The sequence below is a fragment of the Pseudomonas sp. St386 genome, from assembly GCF_018325865.1.
GTDB classification, from domain to species: Bacteria; Pseudomonadota; Gammaproteobacteria; order Pseudomonadales; family Pseudomonadaceae; genus Aquipseudomonas; species Aquipseudomonas brassicacearum.
The window spans coordinates 59,883-79,580 of the sequence record NZ_AP021900.1 but is presented as its reverse complement, the minus strand read 5'-3'; the positions used below and the strand labels follow the sequence as shown (position 1 = coordinate 79,580).

Genomic DNA, 19,698 nt, shown 5'->3' with positions numbered 1-19,698 from the left:
TCCCACAATAATCCCCTTGCGACAGTGCTCCGCCGTCAGAGCTTGGCCTTCACCGCCGCCAGCGCATCCTTGCCATCCATCGTCTTCACACCGTCCAGCCATTTATCCAGGACCGCCGGGTTGGCCTTGATCCAGGCCTTGGCCGCATCGGCGTTGCTGACCTTGTTGTTCACCACCTCGGCCATGATGCTGTTTTCCATGTCCTGGGTGAAGCTCAGGTTGGTCAGCAGCTTGCCCACGTTCGGGCAGGCCTGTGCATAACCTTTGCGGGTCAGGGTGTAGACACTGCCCGTGTCGCCGAAGTATTTCTCGCCGCCCTTGAGGTAGTGCATTTTCAGTTGCACGTTCATCGGGTGCGGGGTCCAGCCGAGGAAGGTCACGAATTTCTGTTTCTTCACCGCCCGGGAGACTTCCGCCAGCATCGCCTGCTCGCTGGACTCCACCAGTTTCCACTCGCCCATACCGAAGTCATTGGTCTTGATGATTTCTTTCAGGGAGAGGTTGGCCGGGGCGCCGGAGCCGATGCCGTAGATCTTCTTGTCGAACTTGTCGGCGAATTTGTTCAGGTCGGCAAAGTTATGCACACCGGCATCCCAGACGTAGTCCGGGACCGCCAGGGTGAATTCGGTGCCGTCCAGGTTCTTGGCCAGTTGCGTGACGTCGCCATTGGCCACGAACTTGTCATAAAAGCCCTGCTGTGCCGGCATCCAGTTACCCAAAAACACATCCACCTGGCCATCCTTGAGGCCACCGAAGGTAATCGGCACCGCGAGGGTATCGACCTTGGCCTTGTAGCCCATCCCGTCCAGCAGGAAGCCGGTGATGGCATTGGTGGCGGCGATATCGCTCCAGCCCGGGTCGGCCATCTTCACCGTTTCGCAGCTTTGCTCGGCCCAGGCCGAAACACTGCTCAACGCCAACAGCCCAGCGGTCAGTACTGTGGATAACTTTTGCATGGCTTGCCCCTTACGTTATTGGTTTTGGCAGGGTTGTGGATAACGGGCCTTGCGCTCCAGATCGTCGAGGTCGATGTGGTTACGCATGTACTGCTGGCTGGCGTCCACCAGCGGCTGGTGATCCCAGCTCTTGAGTTTGCCCAGGGTCAGCGCCTGGGCGACGAAACGGCGGCGACGCTGGCTGGCGAGCACCTGTTGATGAATAGCCGGGATGTCCCACTTGACACGCGCCTCGGCGAGAAAATCGGCGAACAGGACTTGATGCTCAGGGGATTGGCTGAGATTTTCCAGTTCCTTGGGATCGTTGCGTAGGTCGAACAGCAGGCACGGGTCATCTTCGCTGTAGATGAATTTCCACGGGCCACGACGGATCATCATCAACGGGCTGATGGTGCCTTCGGCCATGTATTCACCGAAGACTTCGTCATGCCCGCCCTGCCCTTGCAGATGCGGCACCAGCGAACGGCCATCCAGCGGCAAGCCCGGTTCCAGCGTGCCGCCGGCCAGCTCCACCAGGGTTGGCAGCAAATCGGCGGTGGACACGGCCGCGCTCACCCGGCCGCTGGCGAACTGCCCCGGCGCACTGATCAGCAACGGTACGCGGGCAGCCATTTCGAACCAGTGCATTTTGTACCAGAGGCCCTTTTCGCCGAGCATGTCCCCGTGATCGCCGGAGAACACGATGATCGTGTCGTCCAGTAGACCAGTGTCTTCCAGGGTCTGCAGCAGCTTGCCGACATTGCTGTCAATGTAGCTGCACGCGCCGAAATAGGCGCGGCGGGCATCCCGAATCTTATCCACAGGCAGTGGCTTGTCCCACAGGTCATAGACCTTCAGCAGCCGCTGGGAATGTGGGTCGAGCGCCTTTTGCGCCGGGGTCTGCGGCAAAGGAATGTCGTTGTCGTCATACAAATCCCAGAACGCCTTGGGAATCGTGTACGGGTCGTGTGGGTGCGTCATCGATACGGTGAGGCAAAACGGCTGGTCGCCGTCCTCGCGGATATGGTCGAACAGGTACTGCTGTGCCTTGAACACCACTTCTTCATCGAAATCCAGCTGGTTGGTGCGCACGCACGGCCCGGCCTGCAACACCGACGACATGTTGTGGTACCAGCTCGGCCGCACGTCCGGCTCGTCCCAGTTCACCGACCAGCCGTAGTCGGCCGGGTAAATGTCGCTGGTCAGGCGTTCTTCGTAGCCGTGCAGTTGGTCCGGCCCACAAAAATGCATCTTGCCGGACAGCGCCGTGCGGTAGCCGAGGCGGCGCAAGTAGTGGGCGTAAGTCGGCACGTCCGCAGGGAAATCCGCCGCGTTGTCGTAGGCGCCGATCTTGCTCGGCAACTGGCCGCTCACCAGGGTAAAACGCGACGGTGCGCACAGCGGGCTGTTGCAATAGGCGGCATCGAACACCACGCCCTCGGCGGCCAGGCGCGACAGGTTTGGCAACTTGATCGGCGAAGGACCGTAGATCGGCAACATTGGCGCGGCCATTTGATCGGCCATGATGAAAAGAATGTTCTTGCGCTTCATGTATTCGCGGCATTCCATAGTAGGCAGTTATGCGACATTGCTGCGATTGAGCATGTAGCCCCCGGGTTTTGGGGTAAAGCCCATGCAGGATAATGACTAGGATAAGCACAGCTTATGTATGACGCCCTGGGTAACCTGTCCCTGGAACTGTTCCGCGCCTTTGAAGCCGCGGCGCGCCAACAAAGCTTTACCGCGGCGGCGATTGAGCTGGGCACCACGCAACCGGCCATCAGCCAGCAGATCAAGCGCCTGGAAGAGCAACTGGGTACGCGGTTGTTCGACCGCATCTACCGCGGCATCGAACTGACCGAGGCCGGGACGATCCTGTTCGAACAAGTACAGGCCGGCTTGCAAAGCATCAATGCAGGGCTGAGCGCGATCACCGCCCAACACCAGCACGAGGTGTTGCAGGTGGCCACGGACTTCGCCTTTGCCGCCTACTGGCTGATGCCGCGCCTGCATCGCTTTCACGCCGCCAACCCGCAGGTGGACGTCAGCCTGGTGACCAGCGAACGCAACCACAACATGCTGCGCACCGATATCGACGTTGCCGTATTGTTCGGCGACGGTCGCTTCAAACAAGGCGAAAGTCGCTGGCTGTTCAGCGAAGAAGTTTTTCCGGTGTGCAGCCCGCTGCTGCTCAAGGATCGTCCCCTGCCCTTGTCCGCCCAGGCCTTGGCAGAGTTTCCCTTGCTGCACCTGCGTGCGGGCAACAGCAACAGCTGGTTCGAATGGAGCGGCGTATTCCGCGAGCTGGGCATCACGTCACCACCGGCCCCAGGGCAGTTGCGCTTCGACAACTACACGCTACTCATCCAGGCCGCGATTGGCGGCCAGGGCGTCGCCATCGGCTGGCGGCACCTTGTGGATAACTTATTGGCTCAGGGGCTGCTGTGTCGTCCGATCGCTGAAACTGTGCTCTCGCGGCTGGGGTATTACGTGGTCTTGCCCCAGCGTAAACGCCGAGGTGTGTTGATCAGGCAATTCGTCGATTGGCTGATGGAAGAACAGGTCAACAGTGCCGAATCGCTCACGGGGCTACCGTTGCCTTCCATTGCTGTTTGAAAAGATCGTCCGAACGCGGCCCGAGCCTTCGGCAGCTCCTACATGGCGGCGACAAAACTGACGTGCTCGCCCACGTGCAGGTTCAGGCGCAGCTCATCGGCGATGCCGACCGCGACCCGGTTGAGTCGCTCCAGGGATTCGGCCATGCCGGGTTCGAGGCTGGTGCTGACCTGGCTGAAATGTTCGATGCCCAGGCCAGGTGCGGCATAGGGTGCGTTGATCAAGGTCCACTGCAAGGTGCTGTTCTTCAGGGCATCGAGCACTTCTTCGGCGGCATGGCGCTGCAAATCGTCGTCCGTCGGCTCCTCGTCGAGCATCGCAAAGTCGCCCACCAGGAACAGCCGGGGAATATTCACCGCCTGCATGCCGGCGATCAGTGCATCCACGGCCAATACTTGCTCCACCGGGCCGGGAATCAATGTGCGCTCCACTTGTTCGCTGTTCATCGGCAGCCCCGGCGCGTTCAGCAGACACACCACGGCGCTGGCACCGGCAACACTTTGCTTGACCCGCTCGGGATCGAACAGATCACCGGTCTTGGTCCGCAGGCCCGGGCGGGGAGCCAGGGCAGTAAGATCGTCGAGAATGGCGATGACTTCGTGCTGGCGCCGCAGCATTTCAGCCATCAACGCACTGCCGAGGCTGCTCATGGCACCATAGAGCACCACTTTGATGACCGGGGTTTCGGCGTTTTTCATGGCTGTGTTCCTCTTTATCCCGCGTGTAAAGGCTCTGACCCGCGGCAAACGGCGAGGGTTCGGCCTCTTTTCAAGGAGTGACAGATGCAGCGGATCAAGGGCTACCACGCCCACGTGTATTTCGACGCCCAAACCCTCGACCAGGCGCGGGCCCTGTGCGAGGAAGCGGCGCAATTGTTTCCACTGAAAATGGGCCGCGTCCACCAACGCCCGGTCGGCCCGCATCCGGACTGGAGCTGTCAGCTGGCGTTCGACCCGCAGTACATCGGCGTGGTCTTGCCATGGCTGGCGCTCAATCGCAAAGGCCTGGTGATTTTCCTGCACCCCGAGACCGGCGATGACCTGATCGACCATACCGAACATGCGATCTGGATGGGGGCGGTGCGGCCGTTGGATCTTTCGGCGTTTTGATTGACCGGTGGCGCACCGATTTTCTGTGGGAGCAAAGCTTGCTCGCGATGTAGTTGACACACTCCCACTTGAGAGCCGCGACGTCTTTATCGCGAGCAAGCTTTGCTCCCACAGGTGAGCTTTGCCCCACAGATAAATTTTGCTCCCACAGATAAGCTTTGCCCCACAGAAAAAACTCCATTGTCTGCAACGAAAGCTTGCTGAAAGCTAGCGCGATTAGGATCACCCCCACTACCGGCAAAAGACCGGTCGGCCAAAGCGAGTTTTCATGGCTCGTTCGGCCCTTTTAACAACAACAATGGTGATTCTGATGTCCGCTGCTACCCGTCCCGCTGCACCCACTCCATTCGTCCGTCCCGAGCCTTGCATCCTGCGCTGACCTGTCCGGTTCGCCTTTGCCCGCCGCGCCACGCCTGGAGTATTTCCTATGCTGACTTTCCTTGGCTTTGCCATGGTCATCACGTTCATGTTCCTGATCATGACCAAGCGCCTGTCCGCGCTGATCGCCTTGATCATCATCCCGATCCTGTTCGCCCTGTTCGGTGGCTTTGCGCCGAAAATCGGCCCGATGATGCTCGAAGGCATCACCAAGCTCGCCCCGACCGGGGTGATGCTGATGTTCGCGATTCTGTATTTTGCCCTGATGATCGACTCCGGCCTGTTCGACCCGGCCGTGCGCAAGATCCTCAAGCTGGTCAAGGGCGACCCGTTGAAAGTTTCGGTCGGTACCGCCGTTCTGGCGCTCGTCGTTTCCCTTGATGGTGACGGCGCGACCACTTACATGATCTGCGTGGCCGCGATGCTGCCGCTCTACAGCCGCATCGGCATGAGCCCACGCATCATGGCTGGCCTGATCATCCTCGCTGGCGGCGTGATGAACATGACCCCGTGGGGCGGCCCGACGGCCCGTGCCGCCAGTGCCCTGCACGTGGACCCGTCCGACATCTTCGTGCCGATGATTCCGGCAATGGCCGCCGGTGTGGTGGCGATCCTGCTGATTGCCTACATGTACGGCAAGCGTGAGCGCGCACGCCTGGGTGAATTGCATCTGGTCGGCGATGAAATCGACCACAGCGAAATCAGCGTTTCCCAGTTCCCGGACGCCCGTCGTCCGAAGCTGATCTGGTTCAACGGCGCGTTGACCCTGGGCCTGATGGGCACCCTGATCGCCGGCCTGTTGCCACTGCCGGTGCTGTTCATGGTGGCCTTCAGTATCGCGATGATCGTCAACTACCCTTGCCTGCAACAGCAAAAAGACCGCGTTGCGGCCCACGCTGGCAGCGTGTTGGCGGTGGTCGGGCTGATTTTCGCGGCCGGTATCTTTACCGGTATCCTGTCCGGCACCGGCATGGTCGACGCCATGTCCAAGAGCTTGCTGGCAGTGATCCCGGACTTCCTCGGCCCGTACCTGGCAGTGATTACCGCGCTGGTGAGCATGCCGTTCACGTTCTTCATGTCGAACGATGCATTTTATTACGGGGTGTTGCCGGTTCTCGCCGAGGCAGCCAGCCATTACGGCATCACCGCCGTTGAAATGGCCCGTGCCTCCATCGTCGGCCAGCCCGTCCACCTGTTAAGCCCGCTGGTTCCGTCGACCTACCTGCTGGTAGCCTTGGCCGGGATCGAGTTCGGCGACCACCAGCGCTTCACCCTGAAGTGGGCAGTACTGGTTTGCCTGTGCATAATGTTCGCCGCCTTGCTGATGGGGATTTTTCCGCTGTTCAGCACTCTATAAAAGCAATGCCCGCTGCGCCGCCATCAGCGGCGCGGCCTAACACTCGCTCAAAGGAACTCACATGGAATGGCTGACCAACCCGGAAATCTGGGTTGCCTTCTTTACCCTGACCGCCCTGGAAATTGTCCTGGGCATCGACAACATCATCATGATTTCGATCCTGGTCAGCCGCATGCCCAAGCACATGCAGGCGCGCACCCGGATCTTCGGCCTGGCGCTGGCCATGGTCACGCGGATCCTGTTGCTGCTGTCCATCACCTGGGTCATGCGCCTGACCGCCGATTTGTTCGAAGTGTTCGGCCAGGGCATCTCCGGTCGTGACCTGATCCTGTTCTTCGGTGGCCTGTTCCTGCTGTGGAAAAGCTCCCAGGAGATGTACCACGCACTGGAAGGCGAAGATGAAAGCAGCGACGAACCTTCGGGCAAGGGCGGCAACTTCATCTACACCATCATCCAGATCGCGATCATCGACATCGTGTTCTCCCTGGACTCGGTCATTACCGCCGTCGGCATGGTCTCCCATGTACCGGTCATGGTCGCGGCAATCATCGTCGCCGTGCTGGTGATGATGCTGGCTTCGGCCACCATCAGCGAGTTCATCGACAAGCACCCGTCGCTGAAGATGCTGGCGCTGTCGTTCCTGCTGGTGGTCGGTACCGTGCTGATCGCCGAGTCGTTCGACGTGCACGTGCCAAAAGGCTACGTCTACTTCGCCATGGCGTTCTCCCTGGCGGTGGAAGCCATCAACATCAAGATGCGCACTGCGATTGCACGCAAGCGCAAGCAGCAGGACCCGGTGAAACTGCGCAAGGATATGCCGGGTCAGTAACGGTATAGGGCAATGAATGAAGGGGCTCTTGGAGCCCCTTTTTCATGCCCGCAAAAAAGTGGCCGGATGCAAAACCTGTGGGAGCGAGCTCGCGATGAGGCCATGACATCCAACATCTTCTTTGGCTGTCAGGCCGCTATCGCGAGCAAGCTCGCTCCCACAAGGGTTTTGGGTGTTTTCGAGGAATGTATTTTTATGACGGTTTTGTTTCAAACGATTCTTTAGCTGTGCAATGCTGGCGCCCGAACCGTTCGCCAACTACAGCTTAAGTACAAGAAAGAAGAATGTGGCATCGTCAATTTGTCCTTTTGGGACGCTAACAGGGGGCTCCTCATGCTGACCCTGCTGAATTTGCTCTCCGCCGTCGCCCTGCTGATCTGGGGCACGCACATCGTGCGTACCGGCATCTTGCGGGTCTATGGCTCGAACCTGCGCCATGTCATCGGCCAGAACATGTCCCGACGCTGGCTGGCGTTTGTCGCCGGCATCATGGTCACGGCCATGGTCCAGAGCAGCAACGCCACGGCCATGCTCGTCACCTCGTTCGTCGGCCAGGGCCTGATGGCGCTGACCCCGGCCCTGGCGACCATGCTCGGCGCCGATGTCGGCACCGCGCTGATGGCACGGGTGCTGACCCTCGATCTGTCGTGGCTGTCGCCGCTGCTGATTTTCCTCGGGGTGATTTTTTTCCTGTCGCGCAAACAGACCCGCGCCGGGCAAATGGGTCGGGTCGGCATCGGCCTGGGGCTGATCATCCTGGCCCTGCAATTGATCGTCGAAGCCGCGGCGCCCATCACCCATGCCCAGGGCGTGAAAGTGATCTTCGCCTCGCTGACCGGCGACATCCTGCTCGATGCCTTGGTCGGCGCGCTGTTCGCGATGATCTCCTATTCCAGCCTGGCCGCCGTGCTGTTGACCGCAACACTGGCCGGCGCGGCGGTGATCAGCCTGCCGGTGGCCATCGGCCTGGTGATCGGCGCCAACATTGGCAGCGGCGTACTGGCGTTCCTCAGCACCAGCATGCAGAACACCGCCGGACGCCAGGTGGCGCTGGGCAGCCTGCTGTACAAGCTGATCGGGCTGTTGTTGATCATTCCAGTGCTCGACCCGCTGGTGGGCTGGCTGGACAGCCTGGATTTCAGCCCGCAGGAAACGGTGATTGGTTTCCATCTGCTCTACAACACCGTGCGTTGCCTGGTGCTGCTGCCCAGCGTCGGCCCCATGGCGCGGCTCTGTGCCTGGTTGCTACCGGAACGTCCGGACACCAACGGCACGGCCAAGCCGCGACATCTGGACCCTACCGCCCTCGTCACCCCGAGCCTGGCGCTGGCGAACGCGGCCCGGGAAACCTTGCGCATCGGCGATCTGATCGAAAGCATGCTCGAAGCCATGCTGGACGTGCTGCGGGGTACGCAGACGGCGGTGACCCAGGAAGTGCGTCGCATGAATGACGACGTCGAAGCGTTGTGCAGCGCAATCAAGTTGTACATGGCACAAATGCCCCGCGAGGACCTCAGTGAGCAGGACAGCCGCCGCTGGGCGGAAATCATCGAGCTGGCGATCAACCTCAAGCTGGCCAGCGACCTCATCGAACGCATGTTGCGCAAGGTCCAGCAGCAGAAGACCTCGCAACGTCGGTCGTTTTCCGAGGTAGGCCTGGAGGAGTTGGCGGGCCTGCACAGCCACTTGATCGCCAACCTGCGACTGGGGCTGTCGGTATTCCTCAGTGCCGACCGGGAAAGCGCCCGGCAGTTGCTGCGTGAGAAACGTCGCTTTCGGGCGCAGGAACGGCGCATGGCCCATGCCCATGTCAGCCGCCTGCAGCGCAAGGTCGTGCAAAGCCTGGAGACCAGTTCCCTGCACTTGGAGCTGATCGCCGACATGAGGCGCCTCAATTCGCTGTTTTGCGGCAGTGCCTATGTGGTCCTGGAGACCGCCGAGATCGGTGCGCTGGCGGCAGATGAAATTTCCGACATTACCCATTCGCCGTGAACGACTGGCGCGTTGGTCAGTCAGTAACAATGTCTGCCAGTACAAAGGCTCGGGCCTGAAACCGTTCGCTGGCCCGCCTGCTCCCGTTGTCATGAACACCGCATAGATTCGATAGGGGGAGCGAGCCGACTCCGGGCGACGATCCGCCGATGACGGCCTGCCCGGCACCATGGACCTCCACTCAGCCGCCAGGAAGCCCTTATGCGTTGTCTGTTGCTCGCCTTTCTTTTGCTCGGTTCACTGCCCGCGGTCGCCCTGGACCGGTTCCAGGTCGAAGGCTATATGTTGCCCAACGGCATGCAGTTGATACTCAAGCCGGGCAGCGAGCGCGGGCATGTGGCGATCCGCTTGGTGGTCGGCGTGGGCCTGGACGACTTCAGTTGCGCCAACAAGGAACTGCCGCATCTGCTCGAACACCTGCTGTTCAGTGGCGTCGATGAGGGCGGTGAAGGTGGCCTGGAAGAGCGCATGCAGGCCTTGGGTGGCGAGTGGAATGCCTTCACGAGCAACGCCGACACCACGTTCGTCATCGAGGCGCCGGCGCGCAATCAACGCAAGGTCCTGGACCTGTTGCTGGCGCTGTTGACCCGCACCCGTATCGATGAAAAAGCCCTGGAGGCGGCCAAGCGGGTGGTGGAACGCGAGGATGGTGGCCACTACACCCACCTGCAACGCTGGCTCGATCATCAGGACCTGGGCCACAAGGCCAGCAACCAGCTGGCGGTTGAGTTGGGCCTGCGCTGCGCGGAACGGGCCGAGGTAGAACGCCATACCCTCGCCCGCCTCGAACAAGTGCGCAAGGACTGGTATGCACCGAACAACATGACCCTGATCGTGGTTGGCGACCTCGACCGACTGTTGCCGGCCTACCTGGAACGCGCCTTTGGCGAACTCGAGCCGGTGGAGCCCAGCCCACACGAGGCGCTGCCACAGATCCGCTACAAGGCAGTCACCAAGCGCAACCTGATCCATGGCCTGGTCGGCAACAGCGCCAAGCTTCATTGGCTGTTCCCGGAGCCGGTGCTGGATGAGCAGCATGACGAAACCTTCGACCTGCTCAAGGATTACCTGGACTGGGCGCTCTATCGCCAATTGCGCCTGGCCAGTGGCTTGTCCTACGGACCGTGGACCGAGCGCGAGGTGTTCGGCGGCGTTGGCTTCTTCAGCCTGAACGCAGACCTGTCCCGCGAAGACTTGCCCGAAGCCGAACAGGCGCTGGAAGAACTGCGCAAGAGATTGCTCAAGGATGGCCTGGACCCCGCCGATTTCGTGCGCATCAAGCGCGCGGCCATTGCCCATCAGTCCTGGGCGGTTCAAGGCAACAGCGCACTGGCCGATTACTACTGGGGTGCCCTGGGCGATTATGAAGACGGCCGCTTCGCCAACCCGGCCCTGCGCCTGCAGGAAGTGAGCCTGGAACAGGCCAACGTGGCCCTGCGCGAACTGCTCAAGGACCCGGGTTACCTGCGCATCGAGAAGCCGTTGCTCAGTGACGATGAGCTCGTCTGGGGGCTGGGCGGTCTGCTGGGGTTGCTGTTGCTTGGGTTGGTGGTGTGGCAGGTGCGCCGGCGGGCCCGGCCGAACGAAGAGTGATTTCGTGGCGGCACACATTTGTGGCGAAGGCATCTGTCTGCTGTGTGGGAGCAAGGCTTGCCCGCGATGGACGCGACGCGGTCTTTCAGAAACCGAGGCGCCTGTTTCGCGAGCAAGCTTTGCTCCCACAGCAAATCCCACTTGCCACAAGAGCACTCGTCACATCGATGTCCTGACGATACTCTGTCAGGGATATTTCCTACGACTTACTGTGAAACCACCGAATGCAAAACCTGACTCTCTACATCCAGCGCATCCTTGAACTGATGAAGCGCTATCCAGGGGTCATCGCGCTCGGTGGTTTCATCTCCGGAGTCGGCAGTTTCATGCTGGTCGACCGCCAGCAGGGCCTGGCGACCTGGATCGCCATCATGATGCTGGTGAGCTGGCTCTGGCTGATGGTCGAGAACAGCATGACCCGGCTGTTCGCGCGGATTTTCAAACGGGAAATCCCCCAGCCGCTGTTGCGCTACGCCACGCAGATGATTCACCAGGAAAGCCTGTTTTTCGTCCTGCCGTTTTTCTTCATCACCACCACCTGGAACAGCAGCCAGCTGATTTTCACCGGCCTGCTGACGATCGCGGCGCTGATTTCGATCACCGACCCGCTGTACTACAAATGGCTGGCGCCCCGGCGCTGGGCGTTCCTGGCGTTGCACACGCTGACGCTGTTCGCCGCCCTGCTCACCGCGCTGCCGGTGATCCTGCACCTGACCACCGACCAGAGCTTCAAGCTGGCGCTGGGCATTGCCATGCTGCTGTCGTTTCCCAGCCTGGCCTCGATCTTCCCGATCCGCACCGTGCGCAACGCCCTGGCGATCCTGTGCATCACCCTGGGGATTGGTGCCGCCGGCTGGGTGCTGCGCTCCTGGGTGCCACCGGCCACGCTGTGGATGACCGAAGTGGCGATCAGCACCCAACTGGAAGACCGCACGCCGGGCGCCAGCCTCAAGGAAGTCAGTGCGGCCCAGATCCGTGGCAACGGCCTGTACGCCTATACGGCCATCAACGCGCCGCGAGGGCTTGATGAGCGGATTTATCACGTCTGGCAGTTCAACGGTAAAGAAGTCGATCGCATCGCCCTGGACATCCACGGCGGGCGCAAGGAAGGCTATCGCGCCTGGACCCACAAGCAGAACTTCCCGCAAGACCCGACGGGTAAATGGCAAGTGCGGGTGCTGACGGAAAATGGCCAGATGATCGGCGTGCTGCGTTTCAACGTGAGCGCTGACGCACCCGAGGCAAAATAACGGCGGTCGTGCTATTAGGTAGCGCTGTTCAAGTCGAACGAGCATGGAGCTTATGACCCCCGGATCCCACACTGGCACTGCCCGGCTGGACACGTCTCGCTCTCCGGCGCAGCTCTGGGTCGGCGGCGACTGGACGCTGGCCCATTACGCACAGCTCAAGCGCTTGAGCGAATCCTTGCGCGGCCAATACGACGAGAACACCCTGATCGACCTCAACGGCCTCGGCGCCCTCGACACCGCCGGGGCTTCGTTGCTGGTGGAGCTGCTGGGCTCCGAACGGCTGGGCAAGACCACCGAGCACCCCGATTGCAGCTTGCCGGCCGCCGAGCGGGCGCTGTTGCAGACGGTCTATTGCTCGCTGACGGACTTCTGTGTGCCGGTGAAGGAGCCGCAGGTCGGCGTGCTGACACAGCTGCTGACGCGTATCGGCCGCGCGGTGGAAAAAGTCTGGCAAGACACTCTGCAACTGCTGGGTTTTGTCGGCCTGATCCTGGAAACCCTGGCCCGCAACCTGCTTCGCCCCAGGCGCTGGCGCATGACACCGATGGTCGTTCACATCGAACAGACCGGCCTGGACGCCGCCCCCATCGTCGCCCTGCTGACGTTTTTGGTGGGCGCAGTGGTGGCGTTTCTCGGCGCGACGGTATTGGCCGATTTCGGCGCCAGCATCTTTACCGTGGACCTGGTGGCGTTCTCGTTCCTGCGCGAATTCGGCGTATTGCTGACGGCGATTCTCATGGCGGGCCGCACCGCCAGCGCGTTCACCGCGCAGATCGGCTCGATGAAGGCCAACGAAGAAATCGACGCGATCCGCACCCTGGGCCTCGATCCGGTCGAGTTGCTGGTGATTCCACGGGTGCTGGCGCTGTTGGTGGCGCTGCCGATGCTGACCTTCCTGGCCATGCTCTCGGGCATTATCGGGGGCGGCGTGGTCTGCGCTTTGTCGCTGGGCATTTCCCCGGCCATGTTCCTGACGCTGTTGCAGTCGGACATTGGCGTGCAGCATTTCCTGGTGGGGATGGTCAAGGCGCCGATCTTTGCCTTCCTGATCGCTGCCGTGGGCTGCCTGGAAGGTTTCAAGGTCAGTGGCAGTGCCGAATCGGTCGGGGCTCACACCACGTCCAGCGTGGTGCAGTCGATTTTCGTAGTGATTGTTCTCGATGCCGTGGCCGCGCTGTTTTTCATGGAGATGAACTGGTGAGCCAACCCTTGCGACCGCCCTCCGAGGCAGTGATTCAAGTGCGCGGCCTGTGCAATCGCTTTGGCCGCCAGAGCGTGCATGAAAACCTCGACCTGGACGTGTACAAGGGCGAGATCCTTGCCGTGGTCGGCGGCTCCGGCAGCGGCAAATCGGTGCTGCTGCGCAGCATCATCGGCCTGAACCGGCCCAGCGAGGGTTCTGTGCGGGTGTTCGGCGAAGACTTGCCGAGCCTGCCCCCGGAACAACGTTCGCGGGTGGAACGGCGCTTTGGCGTGTTGTTCCAGAAAGGCGCGCTGTTCTCGTCATTGACCGTGACAGAAAACGTCGCCCTGCCGCTGATCGAACACGCCGGGCTCAGCCGGGCCGACGCCGAGCACTTGGCGGCGGTGAAGCTGGCCTTGGCCGGCCTGCCGTTAACGGCCGCCGACAAATACCCCGCCTCGCTGTCCGGCGGCATGATCAAGCGCGCCGCCCTGGCCCGTGCGCTGGCCCTGGACCCGGACATCCTGTTTCTCGACGAACCCACCGCCGGCCTCGATCCCATCGGTGCGGCGGCGTTCGACCAGTTGATCCTGACACTGCGCGATGCCCTGGGCCTGAGCGTGTTCCTGGTCACTCACGACCTGGACACCCTCTACACCATCACCGACCGGGTGGCGGTGCTGGCGCAGAAAAAAGTACTGGTGGCCGATGTCATCGACAAGGTGTCGGAAACCGACGACGCCTGGATTCACGAATACTTCCATGGCCCTCGCGGCCGCGCGGCGTTATCGGCCGCTACACAATCCAACGAGGTTTGACATGGAAACCCGAGCCCATCATGTGCTGATCGGCCTGTTCACCGTCATTGTGGTGGCTGGCGCCCTGTTGTTTGGTCTGTGGCTGGCCAAGTCCAACGTGGACAGCGAATTCAAGTATTACGAAGTGGTGTTCAACGAGGCGGTCAGCGGGTTGTCCCGGGGCAGCTCGGTGGAGTACAGCGGGATCAAGGTCGGCGACGTCGTCAACCTGCGCCTGGACCCGAACGACCCGCGTCGAGTGTTGGCGCGGGTGCGCTTGAGCGGGGAAACACCGGTCAAGCAAGACACCCAGGCCAAGCTGGCACTGACCGGCATCACCGGCACCTCGATTATCCAGCTCAGCGGCGGCACGCCCCAGAGCCCGGTGCTGACGGGGCACGATGGGGAACCGCCGGTGATCATCGCCGCACCCTCGCCTATCGCCCGCCTGCTCAACAACAGCGATGACTTGATGACCAGCATCAACCTGCTGCTGCACAACGCCAATGAGGTGTTTTCCTCGGACAACGTCCAAAGCCTGGGCAAGACGCTGGAACACTTGGAACAAACCACGGGGGTCATTGCCGAGCAGCGCGGCGATATTCGCCAGGCCATGCAGCAACTGGCGTCCATCGGCAAACAGGCCAGCGCCACGCTGGAACAGACCACGGCGTTGATGCGCAACGCCAATGGTTTGCTCAACGACCAGGGCAAACAGGCGTTCGGCAACGCCGGCCAGGCCATGCAGTCCCTGGCGCGCAGCACCGCGACCCTCGACAAACTGCTGAACGACAACCGCGACTCGTTGAATAACGGCATGCAGGGCCTCAATGCCCTGGCGCCAGCCGTGCGTGAACTGCGCGAAACCCTGAGCGCCCTGCGGGGGATCTCCCGGCGCCTGGATGCCAACCCCAGCGGCTATTTGCTGGGCAATGACAAGGACAAGGAGTTCACGCCATGAAGCCGTCCAACCGGTTTATCCGCCCTCTTCTCTTGCTGGCAGGATTCGTCCTGGTGGGCGGTTGTTCGATTTTGCCCAAGGCCGAACCTTCGGATGTGTATCGCTTGCCCGTCACCCAGGCCCCGGCATCTGCGGGCGCGGCGGTGAGCTGGTCGCTGCGCCTGGCCAACCCCCAGGCCAGCGAGGTGCTCAACAGCCCGAAAATCGCGGTGATCCCCCAGGGCAATCTGTTCAGCAGTTACTCCGCCTCGCGTTGGAGCGACCCGGCCCCGGTGTTGTTGCGCAACCGCCTGCTCGATGGCTTCGCCCAGGATGGACGCGTCAGGCTGTTGAGCGTCGCCGACAGCAACCTGCAAGCGGACCTGGAGCTGGGCGGGCAATTGCAGGCGTTCCAGACCGAATACCAGGGCACTGCGGCCAGCGTGGTGATTCGCCTGGACGCGCTGCTGGTGCGCGGCTTCGACCAGCGCATCCTGGCCAGTCGCCGTTTTGAAGTGCGCCAGCCATTGAGCGATGTGAAAGTGCCAGCGGTGGTGGACGGCTTTGGTCGGGCCGGCGACCGGCTGACAGCCGAAGTGGTGGCCTGGACATTGGAGCAAGGCCAGCGTTTCGCAACACCGACCCAACCCTAGGGGCCGCCGGGCGACTCAGGTCAACCGAAGAACCAGTAGCAAACGCCAATCGCCGCCACGACCCCGGCCAACTCCGCCAGCAGCGCGCACCCCACGGCATGGCGCGCCCGCTGGATGCCGACGGCGCCGAAATACACCGCCAGCACGTAGAACGTGGTCTCGGTGCTGCCCTGGATGGTCGCCGCCACCAGGGCCGGGAAGCTGTCCACGCCAGAGGTCTTCATGGTCTCGATCAGCATCGCCCGGGCGGCGCTGCCGGAGAACGGCTTGACCATGGCGGTCGGCAAGGCATCGACGAAGCGCGTGTCCCAGCCGGCCCACTGCACCAGGTGCCGGATGCCGTCCAGGCCGAAATCAAGCGCTCCCGAAGCCCGCAGCACGCCCACGGCGCAAAGCATGGCTACCAGGTATGGCAGCAACGTCTTGGCGACGTCGAAGCCCTCCTTGGCGCCCTCGATGAAGGCTTCATACACCTTGACCTTGCGCAGGGCACCCACCACCAGGAACACAATGATCAAGCCGAACAACGTCAGGTTGCCCAGGATCGATGACAACCCCGCCAGCGCCGTGGCCGAGAGCGTCGCTAGCAGCGCCATGAAACCGCCCAGCGCCAGCGCGCCCGGGATCAGATAAGCCAGCACCACCGGATCCCACAACCGCAGGCGCTGCATGAACGCCACCGACAGCAGCCCCATCAGGGTCGAGGCGCTGGTGGCGAGCAGGATCGGCAGGAACACCAGGGTCGGGTCGGGCGCGCCTTGCTGCGCGCGGTACATGAAGATGGTCACCGGCAGCAGCGTCAGCGACGAGGCGTTGAGCACCAGGAACAGAATCTGCGCATTGCTGGCGATGGTCGGGCTGGGGTTGAGGTCTTGCAGGGCGCGCATGGCCTTGAGGCCGATGGGGGTGGCCGCGTTGTCCAGTCCCAGGCCGTTGGCGGCGAAGTTGAGGGTGATCAGGCCGATCGCCGGGTGGCCGGCAGGCACTTCCGGCATCAAGCGCAGGAACAGCGGCCCTAGGGCCTTGGCCAGCCAGTCGACGATGCCGGCTTTTTCAGCGATGCGCAGGAAGCCCAGCCACAGGGTCAGGGTGCCGAACAGCAGGACCATCACCTCCACCGACAGCTTGGCCATGGCGAAAATGCTTTCCACCATGGCCGCGAAGATCCCGGCATTGCCGCCGATCAACCACTGCGCCAGCGCCGACACGGCAGCCACGATAAAGAAGCCAAGCCACAGGCCATTGAGCATCGGTCAAATCCCCCGGAAGATGCCGCGAATGATAGCGGGGCTGGCAGAAACGACAAACCCCGGATTTCTCCGGGGTTTGCTTGGCACTGCGCAGATGATCAACGAACACCCTGTGGAAGACCCTGTGGGAGCCGGGGTTGTTCAGAATCTTTGCGCCTGACAAAAATTCCTGTGGGAGCCGAGCTTGCTCGCGATGACGTCGGATCAGTCAGCATTGATGTTGGCAGACACACCGCAATCGCGAGCAAGCTCGGCTCCCACAATGGCCGGGGTTGTTCAGGCTCTTTGCTGCTGGCCCGAACTCCCACAATGGATCTCAACGGCTGGAAGTTTCCCCCGCCGGCAGCGGCTCTTTGCTGCGCCAGTGCGGCAGGGAGTTCCAGTAGCGCTGGCCCTTGGCATCGTCGTACATGCCTTCCCAGCGGGAGATGACCAGCACGGCCAGGGCGTTGCCGATGACGTTCAGGGCGGTACGGGCCATGTCCATGATGCGGTCGACACCGGCGATGAAGGCCAGCCCTTCCAGCGGAATGCCCACGCTGCCCAAGGTCGCCAGCAGCACCACGAACGACACGCCCGGCACGCCGGCGATGCCTTTGGAGGTGACCATCAAGGTCAACACCAACAGCAATTGCTGGCTGATGGACAGATCGATGCCGTACAACTGGGCGATGAAAATCGCCGCGATGCTCTGGTACAGGGTCGAACCGTCGAGGTTGAACGAATAACCGGTGGGCACCACGAAGCTGCAGATGGCTTTCGGCGCGCCGTAGGCTTCCATCTTCTCGATCACGCGCGGCAGCACGGTTTCGGAACTGGCGGTGGAATAGGCCAGCACCAGCTCATCCTTGAAGATGCGCATCAGCTTGAGCACCGAGAAGCCGAACAGGCGGGCGATCAGGCCCAGCACCACGAAGGCGAAGAAGGCGATGGCGACGTAAACCAGGATCACCAGTTTCGCCAGCGGCAGCAGCGACGCGAAGCCGAAGTTGGCGACTGTCACCGCGATCAGGGCGAACACGCCGATCGGGGCGTATTGCATGATCATGTGGGTGACCTTGAACATGCTTTCCGACACGCCCTGGAACATTTTCACCAGCGGATCGCGCAGGTCCGATTGCAGGCTGGACAGGCCCAGGCCGAACAATACGGAGAAGAAAATGATCGGCAGCATCTCGCCACGCGCAACGGCGGCGAAGATGTTCGACGGGATCAGGTTGAGGATGGTCTGGATGAACGCATGCTCATGCTGGACTTCCGCGGCCGTGGCCTGGTACTTGGAAATATCCACAGTGCCCAGGGTGCTCATGTCGATACCGCTGCCCGGCTGGAAGAAGTTGGCCAGCAGCAGGCCGACGACGATGGCGATGGTGGTGACGACTTCGAAGTAAAGGATGGTCTTGAGACCGATGCGCCCGAGCTTCTTGGCATCACCGACCCCGGCAATGCCGACGATCAGCGAGGAAATCACGATCGGGATCACGATCATCTTGATCAGACGGATAAAGATATCGCCCGCCGGTTGCAGCACATTGCTGATCCACCAGGCCTTCTCGGCACTGAAATGGTTGAGCAGCGCGCCCAATGCAATCCCGAGCACCAGACCGATGAGGATCTGCCAGGCGAGGCTTAGTCGTGCCTTCTTCATATTGTTACCCTTACTTCAGTTGGACTCGGACAGTGGCGCGAACGGATCGTCGATGACGAAAAACATTCATGCCCCTACCCCCGTATAAGGTCACCCCGAGCGCGTTAGCGGCTTACTGGCAGGCGAAAAAAGGCGCAACTATTGCGATGCAAGGGGGGCTCGTCTAATGCCGTAAACGCCTACCCTATGCCGAATCGGCATGAGATTTTTCAAACGAAACCCGCCTTTCACGCGGTTCGAATACGACATTTATGCAGGCATAAGTGCCGTGAACCGGCCATTTCAGCGTAGCTGGGCTTTCTCTCGCAAGTGTGGGGAACCGATGAAACGGCAGCGAATCGAGACGCGGCCCATGGGAGAAATTGCCTCGGCATTCTCCGATATACGGTCAACAAATGGGGGATAAATCGGCGGGAGGAGACAAAATGCCGCATCGCGGAGCGCATTGCAGCGGCCAATCGACCAACCGCTCTGACCCGCGTCTTTGCGTCACGAAGCTCTACGCAAGTTCGCCAAGCCGTGATGACTTTGCGAACTTGCGTCGCAGCTTTTACCTGACCCGGCCCTTTCGCAGGCACCCCTTGTGCCCGTAGGTCACTCCGACTTTCATCAGTCAGAACGTCCCAGCCCCCTGGTCATGCACTGGCCCTCCTCGGGCTGTGCAGCAGAGAAAAGCAGGGCTGCTTTTCCCATTTTCAGAATCAGTACCAGTTCGGATCTTTCTTGAGTTGTTCCATTAACAGTTTCTGCATACCTTCATCGGGCTTGCCGAGGAAACGGTAGTCGGCATGCCGCGTCGGAGACTTGTCGGCCGGCAGCCCGGCTGGGACTTCCACCAACATGGCATAGGCCTCGTCCTTGTCGAAACTGAAGGCAACGATCAGGCGCTTGCTGCGACACGTTGCCTGGGTTTCACACAGCGGTCCCACCAAATACTTGTCGCCATCTTCCTCGACAGCATTCATCTGGTCCGAATCGCCCGACAGGTTCATCACCCATTCGGGCAGGCGTTCTTCTTTTTTCACGACGTGCTGCCAGGCCTCGCGGTATTGCGGGTCGGCCTCCAGCAACTGGTTGACGCGCATCTGCCCGTCATTGGCAGCCATTGCCATGGCACTGCCGCCCAGCAACAGGGCGGCGGCCAGTCCTTTGAATGAAACGCTCATGG

General features: G+C 61.5%; 17 protein-coding genes. 11 read left to right on the top strand and 6 right to left on the bottom strand.

The features are described 5' to 3' along the window. Positions 1–35: 35 nt before the first annotated feature. The gene (choX, locus tag KI235_RS00355) at positions 36–956 is read right to left on the bottom strand and encodes a choline ABC transporter substrate-binding protein (protein WP_003196284.1); all 921 of its coding nucleotides are present in this window, start codon (positions 954–956) and stop codon (positions 36–38) included. Positions 957–971: 15 nt separating this feature from the next. Beyond that, complete coding sequence (gene betC, locus KI235_RS00350) at positions 972–2,486, bottom strand: choline-sulfatase (RefSeq protein WP_028237736.1); 1,515 nt, start codon at positions 2,484–2,486, stop codon at positions 972–974. Positions 2,487–2,600: 114 nt separating this feature from the next. Here betC and KI235_RS00345 point away from each other — a divergent pair, with 114 nt between their 5' ends. Then, the gene (locus tag KI235_RS00345) at positions 2,601–3,551 is read left to right on the top strand and encodes a LysR family transcriptional regulator (protein ID WP_060613151.1); all 951 of its coding nucleotides are present in this window, start codon (positions 2,601–2,603) and stop codon (positions 3,549–3,551) included. Between the two features lie 38 nt (positions 3,552–3,589). Here the strand turns inward: KI235_RS00345 and KI235_RS00340 are convergent, their stop codons facing one another. Continuing rightward, positions 3,590–4,249, bottom strand: a complete 660-nt coding sequence (locus tag KI235_RS00340) for an NAD(P)H-binding protein (RefSeq protein ID WP_003196278.1) — start codon at positions 4,247–4,249, stop codon at positions 3,590–3,592. An 84-nt stretch (positions 4,250–4,333) separates the two neighbouring features. Here KI235_RS00340 and KI235_RS00335 point away from each other — a divergent pair, with 84 nt between their 5' ends. The 10 genes from KI235_RS00335 to KI235_RS00290 all read left to right on the top strand — a co-directional run bounded on the left by KI235_RS00335 (position 4,334) and on the right by KI235_RS00290 (position 15,632). Beyond that, positions 4,334–4,660 carry a DOPA 4,5-dioxygenase family protein gene (locus KI235_RS00335; protein ID WP_027912887.1) on the top strand — a complete coding sequence of 109 codons (327 nt, stop codon included), beginning with the start codon at positions 4,334–4,336 and terminating at the stop codon, positions 4,658–4,660. A gap of 427 nt (positions 4,661–5,087) precedes the next feature. Then, positions 5,088–6,395 carry a CitMHS family transporter gene (locus tag KI235_RS00330; protein ID WP_003196275.1) on the top strand — a complete coding sequence of 436 codons (1,308 nt, stop codon included), beginning with the start codon at positions 5,088–5,090 and terminating at the stop codon, positions 6,393–6,395. Between the two features lie 61 nt (positions 6,396–6,456). Then, positions 6,457–7,224 (top strand): TerC family protein, encoded by a 768-nt coding sequence (locus KI235_RS00325; protein WP_003196274.1) that lies wholly within the window; start codon positions 6,457–6,459, stop codon positions 7,222–7,224. 333 nt (positions 7,225–7,557) lie between these two features. After that, positions 7,558–9,216, top strand: coding sequence for a Na/Pi cotransporter family protein (locus KI235_RS00320; RefSeq protein WP_003196273.1), 1,659 nt, complete (start codon positions 7,558–7,560; stop codon positions 9,214–9,216). Between the two features lie 201 nt (positions 9,217–9,417). Further along, positions 9,418–10,809 carry an insulinase family protein gene (locus tag KI235_RS00315; protein ID WP_212795424.1) on the top strand — a complete coding sequence of 464 codons (1,392 nt, stop codon included), beginning with the start codon at positions 9,418–9,420 and terminating at the stop codon, positions 10,807–10,809. Between the two features lie 224 nt (positions 10,810–11,033). Then, complete coding sequence (locus KI235_RS00310; protein WP_003196268.1) at positions 11,034–12,059, top strand: DUF5924 family protein; 1,026 nt, start codon at positions 11,034–11,036, stop codon at positions 12,057–12,059. A 52-nt stretch (positions 12,060–12,111) separates the two neighbouring features. Continuing rightward, entirely contained in the window at positions 12,112–13,260 is a 1,149-nt protein-coding gene (locus KI235_RS00305; RefSeq protein WP_003196266.1) for an ABC transporter permease, read from the top strand. Then, positions 13,257–14,060 (top strand): ATP-binding cassette domain-containing protein, encoded by an 804-nt coding sequence (locus KI235_RS00300; RefSeq protein WP_003196263.1) that lies wholly within the window; start codon positions 13,257–13,259, stop codon positions 14,058–14,060. The genes KI235_RS00305 and KI235_RS00300 overlap by 4 nt, the downstream gene beginning before the upstream one ends. 1 nt (position 14,061) lies before the next feature. Next, positions 14,062–15,000 (top strand): MlaD family protein, encoded by a 939-nt coding sequence (locus KI235_RS00295; protein WP_003196260.1) that lies wholly within the window; start codon positions 14,062–14,064, stop codon positions 14,998–15,000. Beyond that, a complete protein-coding gene (locus tag KI235_RS00290) occupies positions 14,997–15,632 on the top strand; it encodes an ABC-type transport auxiliary lipoprotein family protein (protein ID WP_212795423.1) in 636 nt (211 codons plus the stop codon). Before KI235_RS00295 ends, KI235_RS00290 begins: the two co-directional genes overlap by 4 nt. 20 nt (positions 15,633–15,652) lie before the next feature. Here the strand turns inward: KI235_RS00290 and KI235_RS00285 are convergent, their stop codons facing one another. The 3 genes from KI235_RS00285 to KI235_RS00275 form a co-directional block, all read right to left on the bottom strand. Then, on the bottom strand, positions 15,653–16,882 hold the full coding sequence (locus KI235_RS00285; protein WP_003196256.1) for a spore maturation protein: 1,230 nt from the start codon (positions 16,880–16,882) through the stop codon (positions 15,653–15,655). Between the two features lie 316 nt (positions 16,883–17,198). Beyond that, positions 17,199–18,530 (bottom strand): glutamate/aspartate:proton symporter GltP, encoded by a 1,332-nt coding sequence (gene gltP / locus KI235_RS00280; RefSeq protein WP_003196253.1) that lies wholly within the window; start codon positions 18,528–18,530, stop codon positions 17,199–17,201. Between the two features lie 701 nt (positions 18,531–19,231). Then, entirely contained in the window at positions 19,232–19,696 is a 465-nt protein-coding gene (locus KI235_RS00275) for an inhibitor of vertebrate lysozyme family protein (RefSeq protein WP_212795422.1), read from the bottom strand. Positions 19,697–19,698 lie beyond the last annotated feature (2 nt).

Excerpts from the sequence above, each read along its gene's own strand:
- KI235_RS00325 (WP_003196274.1), top strand. The coding sequence starts at position 6,457 with ATGGAATGGCTGACCAACCCGGAAATCTGGGTTGCCTTCTTTACCCTG.
- KI235_RS00330 (WP_003196275.1), top strand. The coding sequence starts at position 5,088 with ATGCTGACTTTCCTTGGCTTTGCCATGGTCATCACGTTCATGTTCCTG.
- betC (WP_028237736.1), bottom strand. The coding sequence starts at position 2,486 with ATGAAGCGCAAGAACATTCTTTTCATCATGGCCGATCAAATGGCCGCG.
- KI235_RS00320 (WP_003196273.1), top strand. The coding sequence starts at position 7,558 with ATGCTGACCCTGCTGAATTTGCTCTCCGCCGTCGCCCTGCTGATCTGG.
- KI235_RS00295 (WP_003196260.1), top strand. The coding sequence starts at position 14,062 with ATGGAAACCCGAGCCCATCATGTGCTGATCGGCCTGTTCACCGTCATT.
- KI235_RS00335 (WP_027912887.1), top strand. The coding sequence starts at position 4,334 with ATGCAGCGGATCAAGGGCTACCACGCCCACGTGTATTTCGACGCCCAA.
- gltP (WP_003196253.1), bottom strand. The coding sequence starts at position 18,530 with ATGAAGAAGGCACGACTAAGCCTCGCCTGGCAGATCCTCATCGGTCTG.
- choX (WP_003196284.1), bottom strand. The coding sequence starts at position 956 with ATGCAAAAGTTATCCACAGTACTGACCGCTGGGCTGTTGGCGTTGAGC.
- KI235_RS00315 (WP_212795424.1), top strand. The coding sequence starts at position 9,418 with ATGCGTTGTCTGTTGCTCGCCTTTCTTTTGCTCGGTTCACTGCCCGCG.
- KI235_RS00305 (WP_003196266.1), top strand. The coding sequence starts at position 12,112 with ATGACCCCCGGATCCCACACTGGCACTGCCCGGCTGGACACGTCTCGC.
- KI235_RS00310 (WP_003196268.1), top strand. The coding sequence starts at position 11,034 with ATGCAAAACCTGACTCTCTACATCCAGCGCATCCTTGAACTGATGAAG.
- KI235_RS00275 (WP_212795422.1), bottom strand. The coding sequence starts at position 19,696 with ATGAGCGTTTCATTCAAAGGACTGGCCGCCGCCCTGTTGCTGGGCGGC.
- KI235_RS00345 (WP_060613151.1), top strand. The coding sequence starts at position 2,601 with ATGTATGACGCCCTGGGTAACCTGTCCCTGGAACTGTTCCGCGCCTTT.
- KI235_RS00340 (WP_003196278.1), bottom strand. The coding sequence starts at position 4,249 with ATGAAAAACGCCGAAACCCCGGTCATCAAAGTGGTGCTCTATGGTGCC.
- KI235_RS00290 (WP_212795423.1), top strand. The coding sequence starts at position 14,997 with ATGAAGCCGTCCAACCGGTTTATCCGCCCTCTTCTCTTGCTGGCAGGA.
- KI235_RS00285 (WP_003196256.1), bottom strand. The coding sequence starts at position 16,882 with ATGCTCAATGGCCTGTGGCTTGGCTTCTTTATCGTGGCTGCCGTGTCG.